Source organism: Serratia sp. LS-1 (assembly GCF_003719595.1).
Classification (GTDB): domain Bacteria; phylum Pseudomonadota; class Gammaproteobacteria; order Enterobacterales; family Enterobacteriaceae; genus Serratia; species Serratia ureilytica.
The window spans coordinates 2,868,498-2,893,635 of sequence record NZ_CP033504.1; the positions used below are offsets into that span (position 1 = coordinate 2,868,498).

General features: G+C 61.3%; 23 protein-coding genes. 9 read left to right on the forward strand and 14 right to left on the reverse strand.

The window, feature by feature from the left end:
- Window positions 1–15 precede the first annotated feature (15 nt).
- From ubiG to yfaE, 4 genes are all read left to right on the forward strand, one after another.
- Entirely contained in the window at window positions 16–741 is a 726-nt protein-coding gene (gene ubiG / locus EDY99_RS13755) for a bifunctional 2-polyprenyl-6-hydroxyphenol methylase/3-demethylubiquinol 3-O-methyltransferase UbiG (RefSeq protein ID WP_033644327.1), read from the forward strand.
- 438 nt (window positions 742–1,179) lie between these two features.
- Window positions 1,180–3,468 carry a class 1a ribonucleoside-diphosphate reductase subunit alpha gene (gene nrdA / locus EDY99_RS13760; RefSeq protein ID WP_033632525.1) on the forward strand — a complete coding sequence of 763 codons (2,289 nt, stop codon included), beginning with the start codon at window positions 1,180–1,182 and terminating at the stop codon, window positions 3,466–3,468.
- 67 nt (window positions 3,469–3,535) lie between these two features.
- Window positions 3,536–4,666 (forward strand): class Ia ribonucleoside-diphosphate reductase subunit beta, encoded by a 1,131-nt coding sequence (gene nrdB / locus EDY99_RS13765; RefSeq protein ID WP_019453694.1) that lies wholly within the window; start codon window positions 3,536–3,538, stop codon window positions 4,664–4,666.
- 3 nt (window positions 4,667–4,669) lie between these two features.
- Entirely contained in the window at window positions 4,670–4,930 is a 261-nt protein-coding gene (gene yfaE, locus EDY99_RS13770) for a class I ribonucleotide reductase maintenance protein YfaE (protein WP_015378558.1), read from the forward strand.
- Window positions 4,931–4,989: 59 nt separating this feature from the next.
- Here yfaE and EDY99_RS24910 read toward each other — a convergent pair whose 3' ends face one another.
- Both EDY99_RS24910 and EDY99_RS13780 read right to left on the reverse strand, forming a co-directional pair.
- The gene (locus EDY99_RS24910) at window positions 4,990–5,142 is read right to left on the reverse strand and encodes a Hok/Gef family protein (protein WP_004935921.1); all 153 of its coding nucleotides are present in this window, start codon (window positions 5,140–5,142) and stop codon (window positions 4,990–4,992) included.
- A gap of 231 nt (window positions 5,143–5,373) precedes the next feature.
- Complete coding sequence (locus EDY99_RS13780) at window positions 5,374–6,195, reverse strand: helix-turn-helix domain-containing protein (RefSeq protein WP_033643841.1); 822 nt, start codon at window positions 6,193–6,195, stop codon at window positions 5,374–5,376.
- 116 nt (window positions 6,196–6,311) lie between these two features.
- Here EDY99_RS13780 and EDY99_RS13785 point away from each other — a divergent pair, with 116 nt between their 5' ends.
- Window positions 6,312–7,520, forward strand: coding sequence for an NAD(P)/FAD-dependent oxidoreductase (locus EDY99_RS13785; protein WP_229597900.1), 1,209 nt, complete (start codon window positions 6,312–6,314; stop codon window positions 7,518–7,520).
- Between the two features lie 3 nt (window positions 7,521–7,523).
- Here EDY99_RS13785 and EDY99_RS13790 read toward each other — a convergent pair whose 3' ends face one another.
- Window positions 7,524–8,720: a nicotinamide mononucleotide deamidase-related protein YfaY gene (locus EDY99_RS13790; protein ID WP_033643843.1), complete on the reverse strand. Its 1,197-nt coding sequence runs from the start codon at window positions 8,718–8,720 to the stop codon at window positions 7,524–7,526.
- A gap of 245 nt (window positions 8,721–8,965) precedes the next feature.
- Between EDY99_RS13790 and tyrP the strand changes: the two genes are divergently transcribed.
- Window positions 8,966–10,174 (forward strand): tyrosine transporter TyrP, encoded by a 1,209-nt coding sequence (tyrP, locus tag EDY99_RS13795; RefSeq protein ID WP_004935940.1) that lies wholly within the window; start codon window positions 8,966–8,968, stop codon window positions 10,172–10,174.
- A 61-nt stretch (window positions 10,175–10,235) separates the two neighbouring features.
- Here tyrP and EDY99_RS13800 read toward each other — a convergent pair whose 3' ends face one another.
- Window positions 10,236–10,775: a YfaZ family outer membrane protein gene (locus EDY99_RS13800; RefSeq protein ID WP_033643844.1), complete on the reverse strand. Its 540-nt coding sequence runs from the start codon at window positions 10,773–10,775 to the stop codon at window positions 10,236–10,238.
- Window positions 10,776–11,113: 338 nt separating this feature from the next.
- On the opposite strand from EDY99_RS13800, the gene katA reads away from it, so the two are divergent.
- The gene (katA, locus tag EDY99_RS13805; protein WP_033651930.1) at window positions 11,114–12,550 is read left to right on the forward strand and encodes a catalase KatA; all 1,437 of its coding nucleotides are present in this window, start codon (window positions 11,114–11,116) and stop codon (window positions 12,548–12,550) included.
- Window positions 12,551–12,594: 44 nt separating this feature from the next.
- Here katA and menE read toward each other — a convergent pair whose 3' ends face one another.
- The 8 genes from menE to idnO all read right to left on the reverse strand — a co-directional run bounded on the left by menE (window position 12,595) and on the right by idnO (window position 20,856).
- Window positions 12,595–13,980 carry an o-succinylbenzoate--CoA ligase gene (gene menE / locus EDY99_RS13810; RefSeq protein ID WP_123061848.1) on the reverse strand — a complete coding sequence of 462 codons (1,386 nt, stop codon included), beginning with the start codon at window positions 13,978–13,980 and terminating at the stop codon, window positions 12,595–12,597.
- Window positions 13,968–14,951 (reverse strand): o-succinylbenzoate synthase, encoded by a 984-nt coding sequence (menC, locus tag EDY99_RS13815; protein WP_033643847.1) that lies wholly within the window; start codon window positions 14,949–14,951, stop codon window positions 13,968–13,970. Before menC ends, menE begins: the two co-directional genes overlap by 13 nt.
- Complete coding sequence (menB, locus tag EDY99_RS13820) at window positions 14,951–15,808, reverse strand: 1,4-dihydroxy-2-naphthoyl-CoA synthase (RefSeq protein ID WP_033639797.1); 858 nt, start codon at window positions 15,806–15,808, stop codon at window positions 14,951–14,953. Before menB ends, menC begins: the two co-directional genes overlap by 1 nt.
- 11 nt (window positions 15,809–15,819) lie before the next feature.
- The gene (menH, locus tag EDY99_RS13825) at window positions 15,820–16,590 is read right to left on the reverse strand and encodes a 2-succinyl-6-hydroxy-2,4-cyclohexadiene-1-carboxylate synthase (protein ID WP_033643848.1); all 771 of its coding nucleotides are present in this window, start codon (window positions 16,588–16,590) and stop codon (window positions 15,820–15,822) included.
- Window positions 16,587–18,263: a 2-succinyl-5-enolpyruvyl-6-hydroxy-3-cyclohexene-1-carboxylic-acid synthase gene (menD, locus tag EDY99_RS13830; RefSeq protein WP_047574284.1), complete on the reverse strand. Its 1,677-nt coding sequence runs from the start codon at window positions 18,261–18,263 to the stop codon at window positions 16,587–16,589. Before menD ends, menH begins: the two co-directional genes overlap by 4 nt.
- 380 nt (window positions 18,264–18,643) lie before the next feature.
- Entirely contained in the window at window positions 18,644–18,955 is a 312-nt protein-coding gene (elaB, locus tag EDY99_RS13835) for a stress response protein ElaB (protein WP_033643850.1), read from the reverse strand.
- 81 nt (window positions 18,956–19,036) lie between these two features.
- Window positions 19,037–20,068, reverse strand: a complete 1,032-nt coding sequence (gene idnD, locus EDY99_RS13840; protein ID WP_033643851.1) for an L-idonate 5-dehydrogenase — start codon at window positions 20,066–20,068, stop codon at window positions 19,037–19,039.
- Between the two features lie 23 nt (window positions 20,069–20,091).
- On the reverse strand, window positions 20,092–20,856 hold the full coding sequence (gene idnO, locus EDY99_RS13845; protein ID WP_033643852.1) for a gluconate 5-dehydrogenase: 765 nt from the start codon (window positions 20,854–20,856) through the stop codon (window positions 20,092–20,094).
- Between the two features lie 268 nt (window positions 20,857–21,124).
- On the opposite strand from idnO, the gene EDY99_RS13850 reads away from it, so the two are divergent.
- Complete coding sequence (locus EDY99_RS13850) at window positions 21,125–22,108, forward strand: LacI family DNA-binding transcriptional regulator (RefSeq protein ID WP_089197264.1); 984 nt, start codon at window positions 21,125–21,127, stop codon at window positions 22,106–22,108.
- Here EDY99_RS13850 and EDY99_RS13855 read toward each other — a convergent pair.
- Both EDY99_RS13855 and EDY99_RS13860 read right to left on the reverse strand, forming a co-directional pair.
- Window positions 22,088–22,597 carry a DUF1097 domain-containing protein gene (locus EDY99_RS13855; RefSeq protein WP_033643854.1) on the reverse strand — a complete coding sequence of 170 codons (510 nt, stop codon included), beginning with the start codon at window positions 22,595–22,597 and terminating at the stop codon, window positions 22,088–22,090. The two genes, EDY99_RS13850 and EDY99_RS13855, sit on opposite strands and share 21 nt — an antisense overlap.
- A 130-nt stretch (window positions 22,598–22,727) precedes the next feature.
- Window positions 22,728–23,963 carry an MFS transporter gene (locus EDY99_RS13860; protein WP_123061849.1) on the reverse strand — a complete coding sequence of 412 codons (1,236 nt, stop codon included), beginning with the start codon at window positions 23,961–23,963 and terminating at the stop codon, window positions 22,728–22,730.
- Between the two features lie 288 nt (window positions 23,964–24,251).
- On the opposite strand from EDY99_RS13860, the gene EDY99_RS13865 reads away from it, so the two are divergent.
- Window positions 24,252–25,127: a LysR family transcriptional regulator gene (locus EDY99_RS13865; RefSeq protein ID WP_123061850.1), complete on the forward strand. Its 876-nt coding sequence runs from the start codon at window positions 24,252–24,254 to the stop codon at window positions 25,125–25,127.
- Window positions 25,128–25,138 lie beyond the last annotated feature (11 nt).

The following is a 25,138-nucleotide window of genomic DNA, read 5'->3' on the forward strand; positions in this document are numbered from 1 at the left end:
GAGCCAGACAAGCCCATGAACGCAGAATCATCCAGCCGAGTGCAAAACGTTGACCACCAGGAAATCGCCAAGTTCGAGGCCGTCGCCTCCCGCTGGTGGGATCTGGAAGGCGAGTTCAAACCGCTGCACCGCATCAACCCGCTGCGCCTGAACTACATCATGCAGCGCGCCGGCGGCATTTTTGACAAGCAGGTGCTCGACGTGGGCTGCGGCGGCGGCATTCTGGCGGAAAGCATGGCGCGCGAAGGCGCCGAAGTGACCGGCCTGGACATGGGCGGGGAGCCGCTGCAGGTCGCCCGGCTGCACGCGCTGGAAAGCGGCGTGAACGTGACTTACGTGCAGGAGACGGTGGAAAGCCACGCTCAGGCCAACCCGCAGCGCTACGACGTGGTCACCTGCATGGAAATGCTGGAGCACGTGCCCGATCCGGCCTCGGTGGTGCGCGCCTGCGCCCAACTGGTGAAACCGGGCGGCCACGTGTTCTTTTCCACCATCAACCGCAACACCAAAGCCTGGCTGATGGCGGTGATCGGCGCGGAGTACGTGCTGAAGATGGTGCCGCAGGGCACCCACGATCATAAGAAGTTTATTCGCCCTTCCGAACTGATCGGCTGGGTCGACGGCACGCCGCTGCGCGAAAAGCACATGATCGGCCTGCATTACAACCCGATCACCGATCATTTCAAGCTTGGGCGCAACGTTGACGTGAACTACATGGTGCACACCCAGCACGAAGGCTGAGCGCTGTAAACCGCGCCGGCCCTGCGTTATCGGGGTTCGGCGCCAACGCGCTGTTAGGAAAAATACCTAATTTCCGCGACTTCGATCAAAATCGTGGTTGTAGACAGTTTTTTAGAATATTAAATCAGATCAATATGCCGTTTTTTTCTAACGTTTAATAAAACGCCAAACGATCGGTTTTTTCAGTTTTTCAGTAAAATCTGATCTCGCTTATTGACAAGCTTGTCGCGCCAGTCACGGCGCGCACTGCGAACGGCAAGTTACATTTCACCCCCAAGTTATCCACAAATTAGGCCGGTTTTGTTCACTTGCAAACGCCGTTTTTTCTCACTATCTTGTTACCTCACCGACATACAACCCCTATATATAGTGTTTACATACTGAGCAGAGCGACTACACTTCTGCTTAGGGGCACCATACGGACAGGTAAAACACCACATGAACCAAAGTCTGCTTGTAACTAAACGCGATGGCCGTAAAGAGCGCATCAACCTCGACAAAATCCACCGGGTCATCGATTGGGCCGCAGAAGGATTGCACAACGTCTCGGTTTCTCAAGTAGAGTTGCGTTCCCACATTCAGTTTTATGACGGCATCAAAACCGCCGACATTCACGAAACCATCATCAAAGCCGCTGCCGATCTGATCTCCCGCGATGCGCCGGACTATCAGTACCTGGCCGCTCGCCTGGCGATCTTCCACCTGCGTAAAAAGGCTTACGGCCAGTTCGAACCGCCGAAGCTGCACGCTCACGTGACCCGCATGGTCGAGATGGGCAAATACGATAAACATCTGCTGGAAGACTACAGCGCTGAAGAGTTCGAGCAGATGGACTCCTTTATCGATCACTGGCGCGACATGAACTTCTCTTATGCCGCCGTCAAGCAGCTGGAAGGCAAGTATCTGGTGCAGAACCGCGTCAGCGGCGAGATCTACGAAAGCGCCCAGTTCCTGTACATGCTGGTGTCCGCTTGCCTGTTCTCCAACTACCCGCGTGAAACTCGTCTGGACTACGTCAAACGTTTCTACGACGCGATTTCCACCTTCAAGATTTCGCTGCCTACGCCGATCATGTCCGGCGTGCGCACCCCAACCCGCCAGTTCAGCTCCTGCGTGCTGATCGAGTGCGGCGACAGTCTGGACTCCATCAACGCTACCTCCAGCGCCATTGTGAAATACGTTTCGCAACGCGCCGGCATCGGCATCAACGCCGGCCGCATCCGCGCGCTGGGCAGCCCGATCCGTGGCGGTGAAGCCTTCCATACCGGCTGCATCCCGTTCTACAAACACTTCCAGACCGCCGTCAAATCCTGCTCACAGGGCGGCGTGCGCGGTGGCGCGGCAACGCTGTTCTACCCGATGTGGCACCTGGAAGTGGAAAGCCTGCTGGTGCTGAAAAACAACCGCGGCGTTGAAGGCAACCGCGTGCGCCACATGGACTACGGCGTGCAGTTGAACCGTCTGATGTACCAGCGCCTGATCAAAGGCGAAGACATCACCCTGTTCAGCCCGTCCGACGTGCCGGGGTTGTATGACGCGTTCTTCGCCGATCAGGACGAATTCGAGCGCCTGTACACCCAGTACGAGAAAGACGACAGCATTCGCCAGAAGCGCGTGAAAGCGGTTGAGCTGTTCTCGCTGATGATGCAAGAACGCGCCTCTACCGGCCGTATCTATATCCAGAACGTCGACCACTGCAACACCCACAGCCCGTTCGATCCGCAGATCGCGCCGGTGCGCCAGTCCAACCTGTGTCTGGAAATCGCACTGCCGACCAAGCCGCTGGAAGACGTCAACGACGAAAACGGCGAGATCGCGCTGTGCACCCTGTCCGCCTTCAACCTGGGCGCGATCGACAGCCTGGACGATCTGGAAGAGCTGGCGACCCTGGCGGTACGTTCGCTGGACGCCCTGCTGGATTATCAGGATTATCCGATCAAGGCCGCGCACCGTGGCGCAATGGGTCGCCGCACCCTGGGCATCGGCGTCATCAACTTCGCCTATTATCTGGCGAAGAACGGCGTGCGCTACTCCGACGGCAGCGCCAACAACCTGACCCACAAGACGTTCGAAGCCATTCAGTACTACCTGCTGAAAGCCTCCAACCGTCTGGCGCAGGAACAAGGCGCTTGCCCGTGGTTCAACGAAACCACCTATTCGCAGGGCATCCTGCCGATCGACACCTACAAGAAAGACCTGGATGCGATCTGCAGCGAGCCGCTGCACTACGACTGGGAAACCCTGCGTAAAGAGATCCAGGAAACCGGTCTGCGCAACTCGACGCTGTCCGCCCTGATGCCGTCGGAAACCTCTTCGCAGATTTCCAACGCCACCAACGGCATCGAGCCGCCGCGCGGCCACATCAGCATCAAGGCGTCGAAAGACGGCATCCTGCGCCAGGTGGTGCCGGAGTATGAGCGTCTGAAAGACAACTACGAGCTGCTGTGGGAAATGCCGAGCAACGACGGCTATCTGCAGCTGGTGGGGCTGATGCAGAAATTCATCGACCAGTCGATTTCGGCCAACACCAACTACGATCCGACCCGCTTCCCGGGCGGCAAGGTGCCGATGAAGCAGCTGTTGAAAGACCTGCTCACCACCTACAAGTTCGGCGTGAAAACGCTGTACTACCAAAACACCCGCGACGGTGCGGAAGACGCCCAGGAAGATTTGCAGCCTGCCAAGGCCGGCGATGACGACTGCGAAAGCGGCGCCTGCAAGATCTAAAGTTTGACCTAGCGGGCCGGAATTTTCCGGCCCCTTCATTTAGCCACGTTACGATGGATTCAGGCTTATGGCTTACACCACTTTTTCTCAGACCAAAAACGACCAGCTGCAAGAGCCGATGTTCTTCGGCCAGTCGGTAAACGTTGCGCGTTTCGACCAGCAAAAGCATGAAATCTTCGAAAAACTGATCGAAAAACAGCTCTCCTTCTTCTGGCGCCCGGAAGAGGTTGACGTTTCCCGCGATCGCATCGATTACCAGGCGCTGCCGGAGCACGAGAAGCACATCTTCATCAGCAACCTGAAGTATCAGACCCTGCTGGACTCCATCCAGGGCCGCAGCCCGAACGTCGCCCTGCTGCCGCTGATCTCGATCCCTGAGCTGGAAACCTGGGTGGAAACCTGGTCGTTCTCCGAGACTATCCACTCCCGTTCCTACACCCACATCATCCGCAACATCGTCAACGATCCGGCGCTGGTGTTCGACGACATCGTCACCAACGAAGAGATCAAGAAGCGCGCGAAAGACATTTCCGGCTACTACGACGATCTGATCGAGATGACCAGCTACTATCACCTGCTGGGTGAAGGCACCCACCAGGTGAACGGTAAAACCGTCACCGTCAATCTGCGTGCGCTGAAGAAGCAGCTGTACCTGTGCCTGATGAGCGTGAACGCGCTGGAAGCGATCCGCTTCTACGTCAGCTTTGCCTGCTCCTTCGCTTTCGCCGAGCGCGAATTGATGGAAGGCAACGCCAAAATCATCAAACTGATCGCCCGCGACGAAGCGCTGCACCTGACCGGCACCCAGCACATGCTGAACCTGATGCGTTCCGGCGCCGACGATCCTGAAATGGCGGAGATCGCCGAGGAATGTCAGCAGCAGTGCTACGATCTGTTCGTGCTGGCAGCACAGCAGGAGAAAGAGTGGGCGGAATACCTGTTCCGCGACGGCTCGATGATTGGCCTGAACAAAGACATCCTGTGCCAGTATGTGGAGTACATCACCAATATTCGCATGCAGGCGGTCGGCCTCGGTCTGCCGTTCGAAACCCGCTCCAACCCGATCCCGTGGATCAATGCCTGGTTGGTGTCCGACAACGTGCAGGTAGCGCCGCAGGAAGTGGAAGTGAGCTCTTACCTGGTTGGCCAGATCGACTCGGAGATCAACGCCGACGACCTGAGCGACTTCGAACTGTAAGCGATGGCGACGCCAACCGTAACGCTGCGCGCCGCCGGCACGCAGCTCTCTTGCCCTAACAGTGAAAACTGTCTGCTCGACGTGCTGGAACTGCACGATGTGCAGGTAGAGTACCAATGCCGCTCCGGCTATTGCGGCGCCTGCCGTCTGAAGCTGGTGAAAGGCGAAGTGGCCTACCGCCAACAGCCGCTGGCGTTTATCAACGCCGGTGAAATCCTGCCCTGCTGCTGCATGCCGCTGACGGATATCGAGCTGGAAATGTAAAGTCGGGTGCCGGAAACCGCGCCTGGAGACCAGAAGGCGGGGTTGCCCCCGCCCTAGGATTACCGCTTCACCTCACACGCCAACCTGATCAGGATAGTGATATTTTCCTGGTAGATTTTCAGCTCGCACAGCGAGTCTCTTATCATCCAGATAAATAACAAAACCGTAATACATACAACGGTTAGCGAGTGAAACACATGCCTTAAGCGCATGCTTGCCTCCTTGCTGTGAAGGGGCTACCATACCGGTGTCTAGGCGGTATGTGCAGCCCCATTCTGATTGAGAGTCAGTCTGGGGCTTTCATCTATCCGCCTTGTCACACAATGCCCAAGACGAACAGTCTCAAGCACCCGTCAAGAGAGTAACAGCATTCCCTCACCGCGAATATCCCCTATAAGATTATGATTAATCAGGGATATATAACTATCCTCAAAGTATTTCGCTTAGCGCCCCTTTCCCGCCGATGTGGAAAAATAACGCGCCGGGGAATCGCCGAAGGCTTTACGAAACATGGCGATAAAATTGCTCGGCGAGGCATACCCCAGCGCCTCCGCAATCTGCAGCACCGTTTCGCCTTCGGCCAGCTTCGCCAACGCATATGACAACCGAGCCTGCTGACGCCACTGGGCAAAACTCAACCCCGTCTCGCCGATCATCAGCCGCCGCAGGGTACGCGGCGACATCGCCCCCCATTCAGCCCACGCCTCCAGTGAACGTTCGCTCCCCGGTTGCGCCAGCAAGGCCTGCAGAACGCCGGCCAGGCGCGGATGGGACGACATCGGTAAATACAGCGGCTCCGTCGGCGCCAGCCGTATCTCGTCACGCATCACCTGCGCCATACGCTCCTGCTCCAGGGTTAGCGCGCTGCGTTTGTCCCAACCTTCCGCACGCTGAGCCAGCGCCTGCAGCACTGCGCTGATGCCGATAACGCAAGGTGTATTCGACAAATCGTGGCAGGCCTCCGGCGCCAGCAGCAAACTCCAGCCGCTCAGCGCGCCGCAAACCTGCACCCGGTGCTCCGTCGCCGGCGGGATCCAACCCGCCCGCTGAGGCGGCAGCACCCAATCGCCCTGCGCCGTGCTTACATGCAGCAAACCGCTTTCAACGCACAGCAACTGCCCGCGCACATGCTGATGCCAGTCGTATTCGCGCGTGCCCAACCGATACTCCCGGCCTGCCGCGTCACGGCCGCCAAGGGCGATCAACCAGGGGCCCGCCGACCATTCGCTGCAGTCAGCATCGAGGGCGTGAAGGTTCGCATTCATATTGGCCACTAATCACTATTTTTAGTCCAGATACCGTTATACCAACCTTTTCCTGCACCGACATAATGAAATGCTTCCGGCCGCGACCGTCTGCGGCCACTGACTCACGAGGGAACATGATGACAACACTCAGCATTGGCATTATCGGTGCAGGGCCCGGCGGCCTGTGTCTGGCTCAGGGACTGCGCCGCTTTGGCATCCATGCCACGGTGTTTGAACGCGACACCACACCGCAAGCACGCGATCAGGGCTACCGGCTGCGCATCGATCCGTCGGGCCAGCAGGCGCTGGCCGCCTGCCTGCCGCCGGCGCACTACCGCTTGCTCTGCGCCGGCAGCGCGCAAAACAGCGGCGAGAGCAATCTATGGGATCCGCAGCTTGCCCCACTCACCGGCCGGCGCCCCGAGCACTGGTTGCCCTCCAGCCAGCACCAAACGCAAGAACCGAGCGGCGATCTCGGCATCCATCGCCAAACGCTGCGCGAGATCCTGCTTGCCGGCCTGCAAGACCGGGTGCGTTTCGGCCATACCTTGCGTGAATTTGCACAAACGCCGCAGGGTGTGGAACTTCAGTTCGCCAACGGCGAACACGTGCGGGTCGATGTGCTGATCGCCGCCGACGGCGTCAACTCGCTGGTGCGGCGGCGCTGCCTGCCCGAGGCGGGGCCAGAAGACAGCGGTGCGGTCACCCTCTACGGCAAAACGCCGCTCGATGCGGCGACCCGGGCCCAATTGGCCCCTGAGCTGCTGAACGGCGTATCGGTGATCTTCGCCGACGGCGTGTCGCTGGTGGTTGAGCCGATGCGCTTTCAGGCCCCCATGGCGCAACTGGCGGCCGACTACGCGCCCGATTGCCGCCTCTCGCCGGTCGACGACTATCTCTATTGGGCCTGTATCGGTTCGGCTGAACGTCTCGGCGGAGCCCCGGGACTGGAGGAGAACACCGCGTTGCAGGCGCGCGTACGGCATATCTCGCAAGGATGGGCGCCCGCCTTGCAAACGGCGTTAGCGCTGGCGGATCCCCTGTCGCTCAGCGTGCGGACGGTGCAGGTTACGGCGGCGATGCCGGAATGGCACAGCGAACGCATCGCCTTTCTCGGCGACGCCGTGCACGCCATGAGCCCGGCAGGTGGGCTCGGCGCCAACACCGCGCTGGTAGACGCCGCCAGCCTGGCGGCGCATCTGGCGCACTCAGACAGCGCCGCGCAGGCGCTCAGGAACTACGGTACAGAGCTGCAAACGCGAGGCGCGGCGGCAATACATCTTTCACGCCTGGCGTCCGAACGGCTACAACAAAACAGTGAGGCAGACAACTCAGCGCCATGAGCGTCACTCGATAATTTCCACCACCTCCAGCCAGGCGTTTTTACCGCACGCCTGGCCCCCATTCAGCCAACGGCGCAGCATATCCAGCGCCAGCATCGCCACCGACTCCTGCCGCAGCCGCAGCCCGTGGCGCGACGCGCGATAACGCACGGTCTGGCCAATCCCGCCGCGCGGCGTGTGCAGCGCAATGCTCACCTGCTCATCGCGCATGGCGCTGACCGCCAACGCCAACGGCGCGCCGGTCAATTCCGCCAGCGAGCGGGCGCGCGCCAGCGTCGTTTCCAGCGTTTCGATGCAGTGGGCCGGCAGCAGCTCTCCCCCCGCCAGCGGCGCGCCTTCGCTCTGCAGCTGCAGGTTGATCAAGCCGCCGCTGAATTGCTCGCTCAACGCCAGCTTCAGCCCTTGCTGATTCAAGCGCTGCGTCAGCGTCGCCGGCAACCCGACGGTGCCTTCGAAGATGCAGTTGTCCCCCGCTACCTCGCGCACGCGTCGCCAGGCCAGCTCCATCTCCGCGCGCCGGCTTTCCGGCCCGGTCAGCTTCAGCTCAATGATCGGGCTGGACGAGCGGTAACCCAGCACCACGTCCGGCGGCAGCGGCAGGCTGTCCAGTTCGGCGGCCAGATCGCTCTCGGAGGTACCGAACGTCGTCAGACGCAGGCACAGCGGCGGCGCCGGCAAAGTGAAGCGCTGGCGCAGACGCGGCACGATCTGCTGTTCGACCATCACTTTAAATTCCGAAGGCACGCCGGGGGTGAAGAACATCAGGCATTGGTTCAGCTGCAACGCGAAACCGCAGGCGGTGCCCACCGGGTTATCCAGCATTTCCGCATTGGCCGGGATCTGCGCCTGCTTTCGATTCGAAGGTGCCATCGGCCGCCCGCGCTCGGCGAAATAGGCTTCCATACGCGCCAGCCAGTCAGACCGTTCAATCAGCTCTACGCCGCAGGCTTTCGCGGCGGCCAGCGCGCTCAAATCGTCGCTGGTCGGCCCCAGGCCGCCGTTGACGATCAGCACATCGGCGATATGGCTGCGTTCCTGCAGGATCTCGATCAAAGCAGAGAGGCTGTCCCCTACCGTTTCCCGCCCGCTCATCGGCACGCCCTGCTGGAACAGGTAGTCCGCCAGCCAGGCGGCGTTGGTATCAATAATTTGCCCGTGCAGCACCTCATCGCCGGTGCTGAGCATCTCCACCCTTAACATTGATCTCTCCCACATTTTTTGGTCATTCCACTATAGAAGCCCGTAAATAACTTTTCACTAGCCGCCGTCGGATTATTTCCGCCATCGCGTCGTTCATCATGCGCCATGCCGCCCGCAAGGTCGTAAACTTTAATTTACAACTCGCGTAACGCCGGTTTGACACAAATTAGGGCTTCCACTATCCTGCCATCCTCATAAATCGTTACCTATAATTTTCAAAATCTTTCGGCTGGTAGAGAAAAAACGTGAAGAATCGCACTCTTGGCAGTGTTTTTATCGTGGCGGGCACCACCATTGGCGCCGGGATGCTGGCGATGCCGCTGGCGGCGGCCGGCGTCGGTTTCGGCGTCACGCTGGCCTTACTGGTCGGGCTGTGGCTGTTGATGTGTTACACCGCGCTGTTACTGGTGGAGGTTTACCAGCATGAGCAGGCGGATACCGGTCTGGGCACGCTCGCCAAACGTTATCTCGGCGGCGGCGGCCAGTGGCTGACCAGCTTTAGCATGATGTTCCTGATGTACGCCCTCACCGCCGCCTACATTAGCGGCGCCGGCGAACTGCTCGCCACCAGCATCAGCCAATGGACATCGCAGGACTTCCCGGTGTCGCTCGGCGTCCTGCTGTTCACCCTGGTGGCCGGCGGCGTGGTGTGCATCGGCACCCACTCGGTCGACTTGTTCAACCGCATCCTTTTCAGCGCGAAAGTGGTGTTTCTGGTGGTGATGCTCGGCCTGATGTTGCCGAATATCCACCAGACCAATCTGATGACGTTGCCGCTGGAGCAAGGCCTGGCGTTATCGGCCATTCCGGTGATCTTCACCTCATTCGGCTTCCACGGCAGCGTGCCGAGCATCGTCAACTACATGGGCGGCAACATTCGCAAACTGCGTTGGGTGTTCATCATCGGCAGCGCCATCCCGCTGATCGCCTATATCTTCTGGCAGCTGGCAACGCTGGGCAGTATCAGCTCCGACACCTTCGTCGGCATTCTGGCGCAGCAGGCCGGGCTGAATGGCCTGTTGCAGGCGGTGCGTGATGCAGTAGCTTCGCCGCACGTTGAACTGGCGGTGCACCTGTTCGCCGATCTGGCGCTGGCGACCTCGTTCCTCGGCGTTGCGCTTGGGCTGTTCGATTTCCTGGCTGACCTGTTCAAGCGGCAAGATAACGTGCGTGGCCGCCTGCAAACCGGCGCCATCACCTTCCTGCCGCCGCTGGCCTTCGCGCTGTTCTATCCGCGCGGTTTCGTGCTGGCGTTGGGTTTCGCCGCCATCGCCCTGTCGGTGCTGGCGCTGCTGCTGCCTTCGCTGCTGGTGTGGAAAACTCGCCAAAAGCATCAGGCGCAGTACCGCGTCTGGGGCGGCACCCCTGCGCTGGCGCTGGTGTTTGTCTGTGGGGTAACGGTGATCGCCATCCAACTGGGCATCGCCAGCGGCATGCTGCCGGCGGTCGGGTAAGCGACGAAAGACAAAGAATGATAAAGAGAAAGGGGCCGCAATGGCCCCTTTTTGCTGAGCGTCAGAAGCTCAGACCGACACCGACATAAGGGCCATCGGCCAGGGTGTTGTCGCGACGCCCGTCTTTGCCTTCCATCTGCATGTAACGGTAGCCCACGTCCACGCTCAGCGGACGGAACTTCCAGCGCAGGCCGCCGCTGGCTTCGTTATAGGCCTTCACGCCGCTGGTGAAAGACTCAGGGGCAAAATAACCTTCGCCGTGCAGGCTGAAGTAACGGTTAATTTCCCACTCCAGGCCGCCGCCCAGCGCCACCGCCCCGCCGCTTTTCCCGTCTTTCGGGCTGAGGTACAGCGCTTTGGCGCCCACGGTCGCCGTCAACGGCCCCAGCGGCACGCCGAAGTTCAACCCCACGCTGCCGACGTTGCCGTCATGGTCGCTGCGCGCCCAGTTGCCGGTCAGGCCCAGACCTGAAGAGCCGGTGCTCATACCAACGCCCAGGTTGGTGTAGTGTTGCCCGGCTTCGCCTGACACGCTGATGGCGTTCGCCGCGCCGGTCACAAACAGCAATCCTGCCGCGCACGCGACCCAAGTCTTTTTCATCATCTTTCCCTCTGGTTTGTCATCCGTACCGAATGATCGAATCAACGCAAAATAATAACGTCATGAGTCTATACCAAAGCGCAATGAGTATTTAAGGGATAAAAGCGAAAAAATTCTTCAATAATCAAATAAATGTAAAAATTTGCAAACAAAAATCCATATTCGTCAAGGCGATGCCAACGATAACCGAGACCTATTTGCCGTCGCTCGCCAATAGGGCTACAACTAGTAGTGGCTTTGACCAAGGTCAGGGGAAGAAGCCCCGCCAAAGGACTATGCTGATGAACGCTTAAACCGCCCGAGTCTTTACTTAACTGCACTACGATAAGGAGCAAGTGATGAGCAAGAAAGGACTGACCACCGCAGCCGGCGCCCCGGTTGTCGATAACAATAACGTGATCACCGCGGGCAAACGCGGCCCGATGCTGTTGCAGGACGTGTGGTTCCTGGAAAAACTGGCCCACTTCGACCGCGAGGTCATCCCCGAGCGCCGCATGCACGCCAAAGGATCTGGCGCCTACGGCACCTTTACCGTCACCCATGACATCACCCGCTACACGCGCGCCAAGATCTTCTCCGAAATCGGTAAGCAGACCGACATGTTTATCCGCTTCTCCACCGTCGCCGGTGAGCGCGGCGCGGCCGACGCCGAACGCGACATTCGCGGTTTCGCCATGAAGTTCTATACCGAAGAAGGCAACTGGGATTTGGTGGGCAACGATACGCCGGTGTTCTATCTGCGAGATCCGCTGAAATTCCCCGATCTTAATCACGTGGTGAAACGCGATCCGCATACCAACCTGCGTAATCCGGTGTACAAGTGGGATTTCTTCTCTCACCTGCCGGAATCGCTGCACCAGCTGACCATCGACTTCAGCGATCGCGGCATTCCCAAGTCCTACCGCCACATGCACGGTTTCGGCAGCCACACCTTCAGCTTTATCAATGCCGCCAACGAGCGCTTCTGGGTGAAATTCCACTTCCGCTGCGAACAAGGCATTGAAAACCTGATGGATGAAGAAGCGGAAGCGATCATCGCCAAGGATCGCGAAAGCTCACAGCGCGATTTGTTCGATGCGATCAAACGCGGCGACTTCCCGCGCTGGAAACTGCAGATCCAGATCATGCCGGAACACGAAGCCTCGCAGACGCCGTATAACCCGTTCGATCTGACCAAGGTCTGGCCGCACGGCGACTACCCGCTGATCGACGTCGGCTTTTTCGAGCTGAACCGCAACCCCGACAACTACTTCTCCGAGGTTGAGCAGGTGGCGATGAACCCCGCTAACGTGGTGCCGGGCATCAGTTTCTCGCCGGATAAAATGCTGCAGGGCCGCCTGTTCTCCTATGGCGATGCGCACCGCTACCGCCTGGGCGTCAACCACCACCAGATCCCGGTGAACGGCGCCAAATGCCCGTTCCACAACTATCATCGCGACGGCGCGATGCGCGTGGACGGCAACAGCGGCAACGGCGCAACCTACGAACCGAACAGCTTTGGCCTGTTCCAGGAACAGCCGGACTTCAGCGAACCGCCGCTGAGCATTGAAGGCGCGGCCGACCACTGGAATCATCGTGAAGACGACGATTACTACAGCCAGCCGCGCGCGCTGTTCAACCTGCTGAGCGCCGAAGAGCACCAGCGCATGTTCACCCGCATCGCCGGCGAACTGTCGCAGGTGCCGGAACACATCCAGCGCCGTCAGGTCGAGCTGTTCACCAAGGTGCACCCGGACTACGGCGCCGGCGTCGCCAAGGCGTTGGGACTGAAATAACCCGCCGTCATCATTCGCTCAGCCGCCCTTTCGGGCGGCTTTTTTTATGCCTGACGCAGGCGCTCCGCCACCCACGCCTGCAACCGGCGGCGCGAAATCTTGATGCCGCCGTTTTTCAGCTCGTCAGGCAGCGGAAGCAATGCCGTCGGGCGTTGGAAATTGGCGAGCTTATCCTGCGACCAGGCGAGCAGCGTCGCCAGCGACAGCGACGGATCGCCGTCGATCACCGCCACCGGCCGCTGGCCGAACTCGGCGTCCGCCACCGGCACCACAAACGCCTGCGATATCTGCGGATGCGCCGCCAGCACGCGTTCGATATCTTCCGGCTGCACCCCTTCGCCGCCGCTGAAAAACAGGTTGTCCAGCCGGCCGAGAATTCGCAGTTCCCCCTCGATCATCGCGCCGCGATCGCGGGTCGGGAACCAGCCCTGCTCATCGGCCAACGGCTGCAGATGCCCATGGCGCCAGTAGCCAAGCGCCAGGCTGTCGGCGCGGATCCAGACCTCTTCATCCACCAGTTTTACCTCGCGGCCGCCGAGCGGCAGGCCGACGCCCGCCCGCGCATCGGCGCGCTTGGCGCACACCGTGGAGGCCAGTTCGGTCAGCCCGTAGCCGCACCAGCAACGGATCCCCGCCGCCTCCGCCCGTTCGGTCAGTTCCACCGGGATCATCGCGCCGCCGAGCAGCACCGCCTTCAGCGTCATGCCCGCCAGCGGTTGCGCCAGCAACCGCCACAGCTGGGTCGGCACCAACGAGGCATGCGTGCATCCCGCCAACGCCTCGTTCAGCGGGTGCATCTCGCGCACCGCCAACCGGGCGCCCGCCGCCAGCCAGCGCCAGACAATGCCCTGTCCGGAGACGTGAAACAGCGGCAATGACAGCAGCCAGCAATCCTCGCGCTGAAACGCCATCAGCTCCAACACCCCGGCGGCGCTGGCCAGATGGTTGGCATAGCTGTGCGCGGCCGCTTTCGGCATGCCGCTGGAACCGGAAGTCAACGTCAGCGTCGCCAGACGCTGCGCATCCCACGTCGGCAGGTCTGGCCAACGCGGCTCGGTCGACGGCGGGGTCAATCGAATCACGTCTTCCGGCAGCGCCGGCAACGAGTCCGGGCCGAAGACAAAGGTCATACCCAATTCCGGCAACAGCTGCGCCAGCAGCGGCGTCGGCAAGGCGGGATTGAGCGGCAACAGGCGTGCGCCGCACTGCAACAGCGCCAGATAGGCCAGCAGCAGTGGATAGCTGTTTTTACCACACAGCGCCACACCGCAGCCCGGTTCAACGCCCTGATGCTGGAAATCCGCCGCCAGCTCATCCACCTGGCTCTGCAACGCCAGCCAGCTCAGCGGTTGTTCGCCGAGCATCAGCGCCGTCGCCTGCGGCTGAGTGCGCGCCCAGTGTCGCCACGGCCAATCGTTCAACGGCGCCATAGGCACTCCAGCGCCGAGACATCCAGCAGCGGCAACGCGCTGCCCGGCCACGGGCGCAGCACCTGCGCCTGCATCAACCCCAGCGTGTCCAGGCCCGGCACGGTATCCGGCGTCAGCCAATGGGCGATGCGCGCCAGCTGGGTCAACCCCAGGCTGGATTCGAGGCTGGAGCTGATCACCGCCGTCAGGCCCGCCGCGTGCGCCTGCGCCACCAGCGTCTGGCAACGCGCCAGGCTGCCGACCAGCGTCGGCTTGATCACGATGGCCGCCACGCCCGGCTCGGCCTGCACCACAAAGTCCGCCTCCCGCACGCTCTCATCCCAGGCGATGGCGATACCGGTCGCCCGGGCGAAGTCGCGCGATTCATCACGGGTCTTGCAGGGCTCTTCCAGGAAGGCGATGCGATCGCGCCACGCCGGGTTAACGTACCTGGCGAAGCCGTCGGCCTTGGCGCGGGTCCAGCTGCGGTTGGCGTCCAGCCGCAGCCGCAGATCCGGCAGTGCCTCCAGCAACACGTTGACGATCATGCCGTCCCGCACCGCCTCATACAGCCCCACCTTCACCTTGGCGACTTTCTCGCCCGGCAAAGCGCTCAATGTCTCGAACAGCTCATCCGGATCGCCGGTGCACAGCGGCGCCTTGCGAAAATCCGCCTGCATCGGCAAACGCTGCTCCAGCTCGGCCTGCGCACAGCTGAGCCCAAAGGCCACCGAGGGCAGCGCGCTGTGCTCCGGTTCGTTGCCCGCCAACCACGCCTGCAGCCAGCCCAACGCGGCCTGTTCGGCCTGCGCCGGCGTTTCCCGGCTGAATTCCGGCAGCGGCGCGATCTCGCCCCAACCTTCACGCTCGCCCTGACACAGCTGCACCACCCATCCGTCACGCGTTTTCAACCGTTGATTGCGCAGCACCACGCCCGCCTCCATCGGCAGGCTGTAACGGTATAGCGCCGCGCTGCGGTTTGCCCCGCTCATTACGGGTTACGCTTGAATTTGCTGAAGTCCGGTTGGCGCTTCTCGTTGAACGCGTTGCGCCCTTCCTGCCCTTCGTCGGTCATGTAGAACAGCATGGTGGCGTTGCCCGCCAGCTCCTGCAAACCGGCCTGGCCGTCGCAGTCGGCATTCAGCGCCGCCTTCAGGCAGCGCAGCGCCATCGGGCTGTTCTGCAGCATTTCGCGGCACCAGCGCACCGTCTCTTTTTCCAGATCGGCCAGCGGCACGACGGTATTGACCAGGCCCATGTCCAGCGCGGCGGCGGCGTCGTACTGGCGGCACAGGAACCAGATTTCGCGCGCCTTCTTCTGGCCGACGATGCGCGCCATGTAAGACGCGCCCCAGCCGCCGTCGAACGAGCCCACTTTCGGGCCGGTCTGGCCGAAGATGGCGTTATCCGCCGCGATGGTCAGATCGCACATCATGTGCAGCACGTGGCCGCCGCCGATCGAATAGCCGGCCACCATCGCCACCACCGGCTTCGGGCAGGTGCGGATCTGGCGCTGGAAGTCCAGCACGTTGAGGTGATGTACGCCGCTGTCGTCGCGATAGCCGCCGTAGTCGCCGCGCACTTTCTGATCGCCGCCGGAGCAGAAGGCCTTATCGCCGGCGCCGGTCAGAATAATGACGCCGATGCCGTCGTCGTAACGGGCGTTGGCCAGCGCGTCGATCATCTCTTTGACCGTTTGCGGACGAAACGCGTTGCGCACCTGCGGCCGGTTGATGGTGATTTTGGCGATGCCGTCGGCGGACTTGTGATACAGAATGTCTTCGAAATCGCCGGTGCAATCCTGCCAGGCGATGGCGGCATACAGGTGTTCTTCATTCGGATAAAGCATGTTCGGTTCCTTTAACCAGGGTTAACGAGAAAGGTCTGCAGCTCGGCGACGAAATCCTGCGGATTGGCCAGATGCGCGTTGTGGCCGGCCTGCGGCACGATGCGCAACGGCAACCCGGCGTCGCGCGCCAGCCGTTGAAATTTGGGGTCGTTCTCACCGCACAGCACCCGCAGCGGCACGGTCAGTTGGCGCAGCTGCGGCGCCAGATAAGGCTGTCTCCCGAGCGAGGTGGCTTCGAGCATGTCGGCAATCGCCGGGCCGCTGTTGACCGAACGCGCGGCGATCAGCGCCTGGCGGTGCACATGGCTAAGCTCTTTGAACACCGGCTGCTGATACCAGTCCGCCAGGACTTCGGCAATCGGCTCACTGCGAAAACGCGCCGCCCATCGCGCATCCTGCTCGCAACGATCGCGGCGCTGTTGTTCGTCCTCAAGCCCCGGGTTGCCGCCCTCGACGATCACGCCTTGCAGGCCGTCATGGCGGCCGTGGCAAGCGTGATACATGGCGATGCGCCCGCCGAGCGAGTAGCCCACCAACCAATAACGTTCAATATTGCGCAGTTGCAGGGTCGCGGCGATTTGCGCGCTGATGTCGTCGAAGCCGCGGCAGCTCACCGCCACGGAATCGCCGTGGCCGGGCAGATCGATGGCCAGCGACGGCCATTCCGGGCAACGCGCGGCGATCACCCGCCATTCATTGTTGTTGCCGAGCAGGCCGTGCAGCCATACCAGCCACGGACGCCCCGCTTCGCCCTGTTGCAAAATTCGCGTCGCCAGCATCATTGCACCGCCATCTGTTGCACCAGGAATTGCAGACTCTCGGCCCCTGCGCTCGGCGACACCTGCAGTTCTATCAGCGTGGCGCCGCCGCGCCGCCAGCCTTGCTCAACCGCCTGTTGCAGTTGGCGCCAGTTTTCCGGCCGCGCGTAGTCAAGCTGGAACATCGCCGCCGCGTGGCTGAACTCGACGTTCTGCGGCATGCAGTAAAAGCGTTGGCGCTCCTCGTCCGGCGTCGGCAACAGCGAGAAAATTTGGCCGCCGTTGTTATTGACGACGATCAGCACCGTCGGCGCCGAACAGTGGCGCAACAACGCCAGCGCATTGAGGTCATACAACGCGGAAAGGTCGCCCACCACCGCCAACGTCGGCCTGGCGGTGGCGCGCTGTACGCCGGCGGCGGTGGAAATCAGACCGTCGATGCCGCTGGCGCCGCGGTTGCTGAATACCGGGTAAGCGACAGGCAGCGTGGTTAACGCGTCGATCAGTCGCACCACCAGGCTGTTGCCGAGAAACAGCTGGCCGTTCTCCGGCAGCAGTTCCGGCAGGCGGTGCGCCAGCTGCGCTTCGCCAAAGTTATCGTGCAGATGCGTGGACGCCGCCGTCAGCGCCTTATCCGCCAAGACCGCCAGCCCGGCGGCCCACGGCGCGCGCGGTTGCGCCGGATGCTGCGCCAACCACTGCGCCACCCCGGCACACAGACGCCGCCCCCGGTGCTGGGCCGGATCGAGCCGCCCCGGCAGCTCGTCGATGACCCAATACTCTTCCGGCCGACACTGCGCCTGCCACTGCAGCAAGCGTTTACCGGTCAGACTGCCGCCGAACTGCACCACCAGCTGCGCGTCTTGCAACACGCGCTGCGCCTGCGGATGAGCGAGCCATAAATCGGCGCAGGGCAGCGGTTGCCCGGTCTGCGACAGCACATCGCCGATCAGCGGCCAGCCCAGCGTCTCGGCCCAGTCGGCCACCTGTGCGCCCTCTTCCGCGCTCATGCGGCCAGCCAGCACCACGCCGCGTTTTTGCCGCCAGAAGAACCAGTCCGGCTGCGGCGACGGCGCCGCACGCGTCTCGCTTTCCTGCAGCCAAGGCCGATCGCTCTGCCACCAGTCGCCCAGCGCGGCGGACCAATCGGCATACTGACGTTCATCGCCGCCGTACAGCGGTTCGGCGAACGGGCAGTTAATATGCAACGCGCCGTGCTGCAGGCGCGCCATCGCGCTGTCGACGCTGGAGGCCAGCCACGCGGCCGGAATATCCGGCGTAGGACGCGGCAGATCGATCGCCAACGTCGGGTGGCTGCTGTAGAGGCCGTTTTGACGGATCGCCTGATTGGCGCCGCAGTCGATCAGTTCCGGCGGCCGATCGGCGGTGAGAAACACCAGCCGCTCACCGGTCAGGCCGGCCTCGATTAAAGCCGGGTAAAGGTTCGCCGCCGCGGTGCCGGACGTGACAATCACCGCTACCGGCTCACGCGCCGCCTTCGCCAGCCCAAGCGCCAAATGGCCAAGCCCGCGTTCATCAAAGTGGGTATGACAGATAAAAGATCGGTTGGCCGCAGCGGCCAGCGTCAACGGCGTGGAGCGCGATCCCGGAGCGATACAAACATGCCGCACCCCATGGCGGGCCAGCGCCTCGAGCAGCACAGCCGCCCACCGGCGATTAAAAACACTTGTCGACATAGTTCGCTCACAAGTCAGTTAGCAGAGATCGTCCCCGGCGCAGCCGACGGACGCCGCGCCTGTAGTTACGCTCTGTATTATATGAGGTGTTATTTTCACGGCTTTTGCGCCAGCGCAAAAACGCCGTATATCCCTGGGTGTTTACACCAGATAATTATTTGATTTAGAACAAAAAATAAACAATAAATACACAAACACTTTACACCTGCGGCGACATGGTCTCAATCCGTCCGCACAAAAAACAGGGGAATAGCGCCCCGCCTGCGGCGGCTAGCGGAAAGTATAGGCGGGATATGGAAGAACTATCGGAGAAACAGCGGGATGAAGCACACAGTCTGCAGAAAAGAACGAGGCGGCTTGCGCCGCCCCTGGGGCGTGATTTATTTGCGGGCCAGCAGCAGCCCCAGCACCAGCCCGACGGTGGCGCCGATGCCCACGCTGTGCCAGGGTTTATCCCGCACATAGTCGTCGGTGCGGTGCACCGCTTCTTTGGCGCGGGCATAGTAGGATTCGCCGGTGTTCACCCAGCGCGCCTTGACCTCACTCAGCGCCTGCTCGGCGTGCGACTTGATGTCGATGTAGGCCTGATCCGCGCGATCGCCGCTGTATTGCAACACTTCTTCCAGCGTTTCGGTCAGCATTCTCAGATCGTCATCCAGCGTAGTTTGCTCAGCATCCGTATGTCTTGCCATCGTGAGATCTCCGTGGTTGAAAAATTAAGCGTTCCTACACTATAGACAACGATCGTCACCTGCGGCCATCGGACTTTTACCCTAAAACACTAATTGCACCTTGGCGGCCTGGCGCTTGTCACCGGCAAACTCCAGCGCCTGCGCCAGTTGGTCCCCGGCGAACTCCGCCGACAGCAGCGGCAGCGGATCGACCACATCGCCGGCCAGCCAGGCCACCGCCAGCGCGAATTCCTCCACGAAGCGGAAGGAGCCGAGCAGATTCAACTCCTTGGCGATCAACAGCATCAGCGGAAAATCAGGGAAGCTGCCGCCCATCCCGACCTGCACGACGGTGCCCTTGGCGCGCGTGACTTCCAGGCAGCGCTGCAGCGACGTCGGATGCCCTGCTGCCTCGAAAGCAATGTCGAAATAGCCTTTGTGTTGCTGATATACGCTGAAATCGTCGTCTGCGGCATGCAGACAGCGGTCCGCCCCCATCTGGCCGGCGAGCGCCAGACAGCGCGGGCTGAGATCGGCGCAGACGATCTCGGCGGCGCCCAGCGCTTTCAGCGCCGCCACCAGCAAACAACCGATCGGGCCGACGCCGGACACGAAAACCGTTTTACCCTTCACCGCGCCGGGCTGTTTTGCCGCGTGGATCGCCACCGCCAGCGGTTCGGCGAATACCATCACCCTGTCGTCGCGATCGGCGGCGTAAGGAATGCACTGCGCGCTATCCACCACCTTGTATTGGGTGAAAGCGCCGTCGACGTGCGGGAAATACATCGCGCTGCCGAAAAAGCGCATCTCGACGCACTGATTGCTTTGCTGCGCCAGACAATATTTGCACTGCCCGCAGGGTTTGCTGGGATTGAGCGCCACCTTCTGCCCGATCGCCAGCTGCGGCGAATCGCTGGCGACCACCTCGCCGATCGCCTCGTGGCCCAGCACCATCGGCTGGCGTACCTGAAAATTGCCGACCTTCCCTTCCTGAAAGTAATGCAGATCCGAGCCGCAGATGCCGCCGCGGCGGATTTTCACCAGCGTGCCCTGCCCCTGATAATTCACTTCTTGCGCGATCACCGCCACGTCTCGTTTGCCGTTAACCATGCAGGACTGGGTTTGAATTTTCATCTCAACACTCCACGAAAGAGGGATTACACCGCGGCGGACATGCCGCCATCGACAAACAGCAGCTGCCCGTTGACGAAGCTGGAAGCGTCGGCGGCCAGGAACACCGCCGCGCCGATCAGCTCCTGCGGATCCCCCCAACGCGCGGCGGGCGTGCGCTGGGTTAGCCAGGCGGTAAAGGCCGGGTCGTCGGCCAACGCCTGTGTCATCTCGGTTTTGAAATAGCCGGGGGCAATGCCGTTGACCTGAATGTTGTAACGCGCCAACTCCACGCACATGCCGCGCGTCAGCATTTTCACCGCCCCTTTGGACGCCGCGTAAGGGGTGATGGTGTCCCGCCCCAGCTCGCTTTGCATCGAGCCGATATTGACTATCTTGCCGCGCCGGCGCGGCACCATGTAACGGGCCACGGTCTGCGACACGATGAAGACCGCCTTCTGGTTGACAGCGATGATGTCGTCCCAGTCTTGCTCCGGGAACTCGGTGAAGGGATGACGGCGCTGGATGCCGGCGTTGTTGATCAACACGTCTATCGCGCCGATGTCCGTTTCGATACGGCCGATGGCGGCATGCACCGCCTGAGAGTCGGTGACGTCGAACGCCGCCGCGTCGGCGCGCAGCCCCTCTTCGCGCAGGCGATCGGCGGCGTGCCGGGCATGTTCTTCGGTGGTGGCATTGACCAGAATATGCGCGCCTTGCTGCGCCAGGCCACGCGCCAGCAGAAAACCGATGCCGCGCGAGGCGCCGGTGATCAAGACGGTTTTGTTATCCAGAGAAAACAGGTTGTTCATGGTAATTCCCGGCCTTCAGGCCTCCAATCGGACAGGCCTCTATCTCAGCCGATTGTTACCGGTAAAAACGTGATGGAAATCACTGAAAATAATGTTACGAAACCCTGTTACCCTTAACGTGAACTCACGCAGACAGCAAGAGAACAAAGCCAATCTATCCAATTGAAAAATAGCCACTTTCAATAAAATCGCATGCGTTGTTATCACCAAGTCGATTTGTTAACATACCGCTATCCATCCTTGCCGCGCCGCCCGTTAAGGCTACCGAATGAAACACCCCCGCGTAACGCTACAGGACATCGCGCAATTGGCCGGCGTGACCAAAATGACCGTCAGCCGTTTTCTGCGCACGCCGGACAAAGTGGCGGCCGACACCGCTGAACGCATTGCGCAGGTCATGCGGGAGCTGAACATCACTGACGCCGATACCGCACAGGCCGGCAGAAAACCGCGCATCGGCGTGTTGATCCCCTCTTTCAATAACCAGATTTTCGCCGATCTGCTGGCCGGCATCGAATCCGTCACCCAGGCGCGGGGTTATCAAACGCTGGTGGTGAACTACGATTACAGCCCGCAGCGGGAAGAAGAGCAGATTGCACAACTGCTGGCTTATCCAATCGCCGGGCTAATCCTCACCGATTCGGCGCACACCTTGCGCGCTGAGACCTATCTCGCCGCCGCGAAAATTCCCATCGCGCAGGTGATGGATCTCGACGCGCCGCCGGGGCGGATCGCGGTGGGATTTGACAATGAACAGGCGGGGTATGACATGACCGCCGCGCTGCAGGCCAGCGGCAAACGCCATATCGTTTACTTTGGCGCCATGTCCGACGCCCGCGACATTAAACGTTACCAGGGTTACTGCCGCGCCATGGCGGCTCAGGGGCAAACGCCGCGCCAGATCACGCCGCATCGGGTCTCATCGGTTTCGATCGGCGCCGACATGCTGGCGATGGCGCGCGAACGCTACCCGCAGTTGGACGGTATCCTGTGCACCAACGACGATTTGGCGGTAGGCGTGTTGCAGGCCTGCCTGCGTCTCGGCGTGCGCGTGCCGCAGGAGGTTGCGCTATCGGGATTTCACGGTCTGGATATCGGCCAGGCGACCACGCCGGGCATCGCCAGCGTGATCACGCCGCGCTTTGAGATGGGTAAGGCCGCCAGTGAACTGTTGCTGCAGCGGATCGCGGGCGAGCCCTGCGCCGAGCGTCTCGACCTGCACTACCGCCTCTCACTCGGCGGCACCGTTTGAGCCGGCATGCCGGCTGACCGGCTGTGCGGCGCGGGCTTTTTCGCTGCGCGCCGCCCACCACAGCCCGCTGTTTTTCATCGCATAGCCGAATAGCAGGCCCACCAGCAAAGAGAGCGTCACCAGCGGCCAGTCGCCGCCGCCGGCGAAGGTCGCACAGGCGCCGATAAAGGTGCCGGGCACGAACCCCAGCCATTGCTGTTTGGCCTGTATGCACATCAAGAACGCCACGGCGCCGGTCAGCAGATACCCCAGCAAATTCCATTGCGGCGCCAGTTCGCTGCCGTGGATGATGACCATTGCCCAGAAAACGCCGCTGCAGCAGGTCAACGCGCCGATCAACAGCCCTTTCAGGCCGCCCTGCGGGCAGGCGAAATAGGCCGTGCAGCCGAGAAAACCGGCCCAACCGATCAGGCCCAGACTGACGGCAACCCATCCCCAAACGCCGGACAGGATCCCGGTGGTGACGGCAATGGCGAAAAGAACGTTCATAAAGTGACCTGCAGCAAAAAGAAAGCGCGCAGTTTACCCGAAAACAGGCCAATTTATGCGATACAAATCACATCATAAATGTAATTAAAGAACCATTAATTATAAAAAATAGATATTCATCACAAAATAATTAACAAGGGAACCCCACCCGGGACGTTTTCCATGCCAGTAACAGGCACACTGCGCTGCTGCTCAAGAACAGCAAATGGGTCGCCTGCTGCAGATCGACGCGATCGACCACCACGCCCAGCAAGATCGGCACCCAGTTGGCGATATAAGCGATAACGTAAAACAGAGAAAGCAAACGCGCATGGCTGGTCGGCGGCGAAATCAAGTTCACCAGGGTCGCGCTGCCGACGAAAATGGCGCCGTAGGCATAGCCGGCCACCACCAGCCCCACCGCCGCCAGCCCCAGAGAATGCCACTGGATCGCCATGACGAACACCACTGCCGCCAGCACCTGCGCCAGGCAACCGAACAACAGCGAATGACGGGCGTTAACGCGGCGGCTCAGGATCTGGCTGATGCCGGCGATCAGCAGATACACCGCAATCGCATAGCCAAAGACGCCACGCTGGTGCATGCCTAACAGCGTTTCCGCCACGCCGGGGCCGATTGCCAAAATACTGGCGGCCAGCGCCCAACAGACAAACAGCGCGCCGGCGCACACAAAGAATTTACCGCCGGTAGCGCGCAGGCCATCGAGCAGCGTGCTTTTTTCCTGTTCGGCCGGCGCAGCGCGGGCCGGCGACGCAACCTGGCCACGCGGCCACAGCAGCATGACGCCCAACGCCGCCATGGCGGCAATGGCCATGATGAAAACGAACGGCAGCGTCGTGGGATGAAAACCGGTCTGCAAAGCGATGCCGCTGAAGATCGGCCCCAGCGCTAATCCGGTGGTGAATGACAGCGTTGCGATTAACGCCGCGCTTTTACCGCCGTCGCGCGGCCCAAACCGCACCAACGCGATGTTCGCCGCGCCGGTCAGCGCCCCGGTGCCTACCCCGGCCAGCAGCCGCGCCATCAGCATCATGGCAAAGGTATCAGCCAGCGCGAACAGCAGCGCGCCGCTCAACACCACCAGCAACGCCGGCACGATCATGCTGCGTAAATCCTTTACTTTGCCGGCCAGATTGCCGACGCCGAACAAAGAGATCAGCACGCCGGCGGCATAGGCGCCGTAGATGACGGTCAGACTGACCGAGCTTAGCGCAAGCTGCTGCTGATACAGCGGATAAAGCGGCGTCGGCGCGCTGCTGTTCAGCAATGCCGACATCAAAGCCAGCGCCAGGAACAGTAAAATGGCCGTGCGCGACGCCTGTGCGTTTGCTGGCGCCGCGTCCTGGATGGCGGTATTTTCTGACATGCTTCCACTCCCAAAGTCGGCAGGCGGCGGCCTGCCATCGTCGTCTTTCCTCACCCGGTCTGCCGGGAACGGCGCTTATCATAGCGTTACGGCGACGGGCGAAGTATCGTCAAGAATGAATCACCCTGATGCATTCTTGCATCACCGGAGAAATAACCGCCGATGTGCGTGCCGTTGACCGTCTTTCTCTCCCTCCAGACGGAACAACGCTTTATGATAGATACCGGTATCGTTCGCCCGGCCCGCACTGCTCCCCTGGCGCCGACAAATCTGCAGAGAGGAAATGGCATGATGAATTGGGATGACGCGCGCTTCTTTCTGGCCGTCGCACGCTGCGGCACGTTACGTAAAGCCGCCAACCAGCTGCAGGTTGATCAAGCGACCGTCGGCCGACGTCTCACCGCCCTGGAAAACTCGCTGGGTTCGAAATTGTTTATCCGCACGCCAAAATCCTTCTCCCTCAGCCCGCTGGGCGAATCCATGCTGGCGGACATGATGAAGATGGAAAATGCCGTGCAGGCGATCGCTCGCAAAGCCGCCGGCGGCGACGAAAGTCTGTGCGGCAACGTGCGCATCGCCACCACCGATACCCTGGCCGAAGCCTTCGTGATACCGGCGCTGCAAGATCTGCGGCAACGCTATCCGGCCATCACCGTCACGCTGTTGACGGCGCTGAACATCACCGATATCGCTTACCACAGCGCGGATCTGGCGATCCGCGGCGCGCGCCCCGATAACGATGAGCTGATCATCAAACGCTTAGCCACTATCGAAATGGGCCTGTACGCCAGCCCGCACTATCTGGCGCAACGCGGCATGCCGGTCAAAGGCGAGCAGCTGCGCGGCCACGATCTGCTGATGTTCCCGCGCGAACTGGTGCCGCGCCACTGGAGCAATTTCGGCGGCGAGACCCTGTTCGAGCCCAACGCCGTGCTGCAATGCAATTCGCAGCTGTTGTTACGTTCGGCCACCCGCAGCGGGCTGGGCATCGGGCTGCTCTTGTCGTGCCTGGCCGACCACGACCCGGAACTGGTGCGCCTCTTTCCCGAGAGCAAAGACTGGGTGGATATCTGGCTGGTGCTGCACCCCGATTTGCAACGCGCCGCTCGCGTGCGCGCGGTGGTGCAGGCGCTGGAAACGTCGTTTAGCGCCCATTACGACTGAGTGCCGTTTCT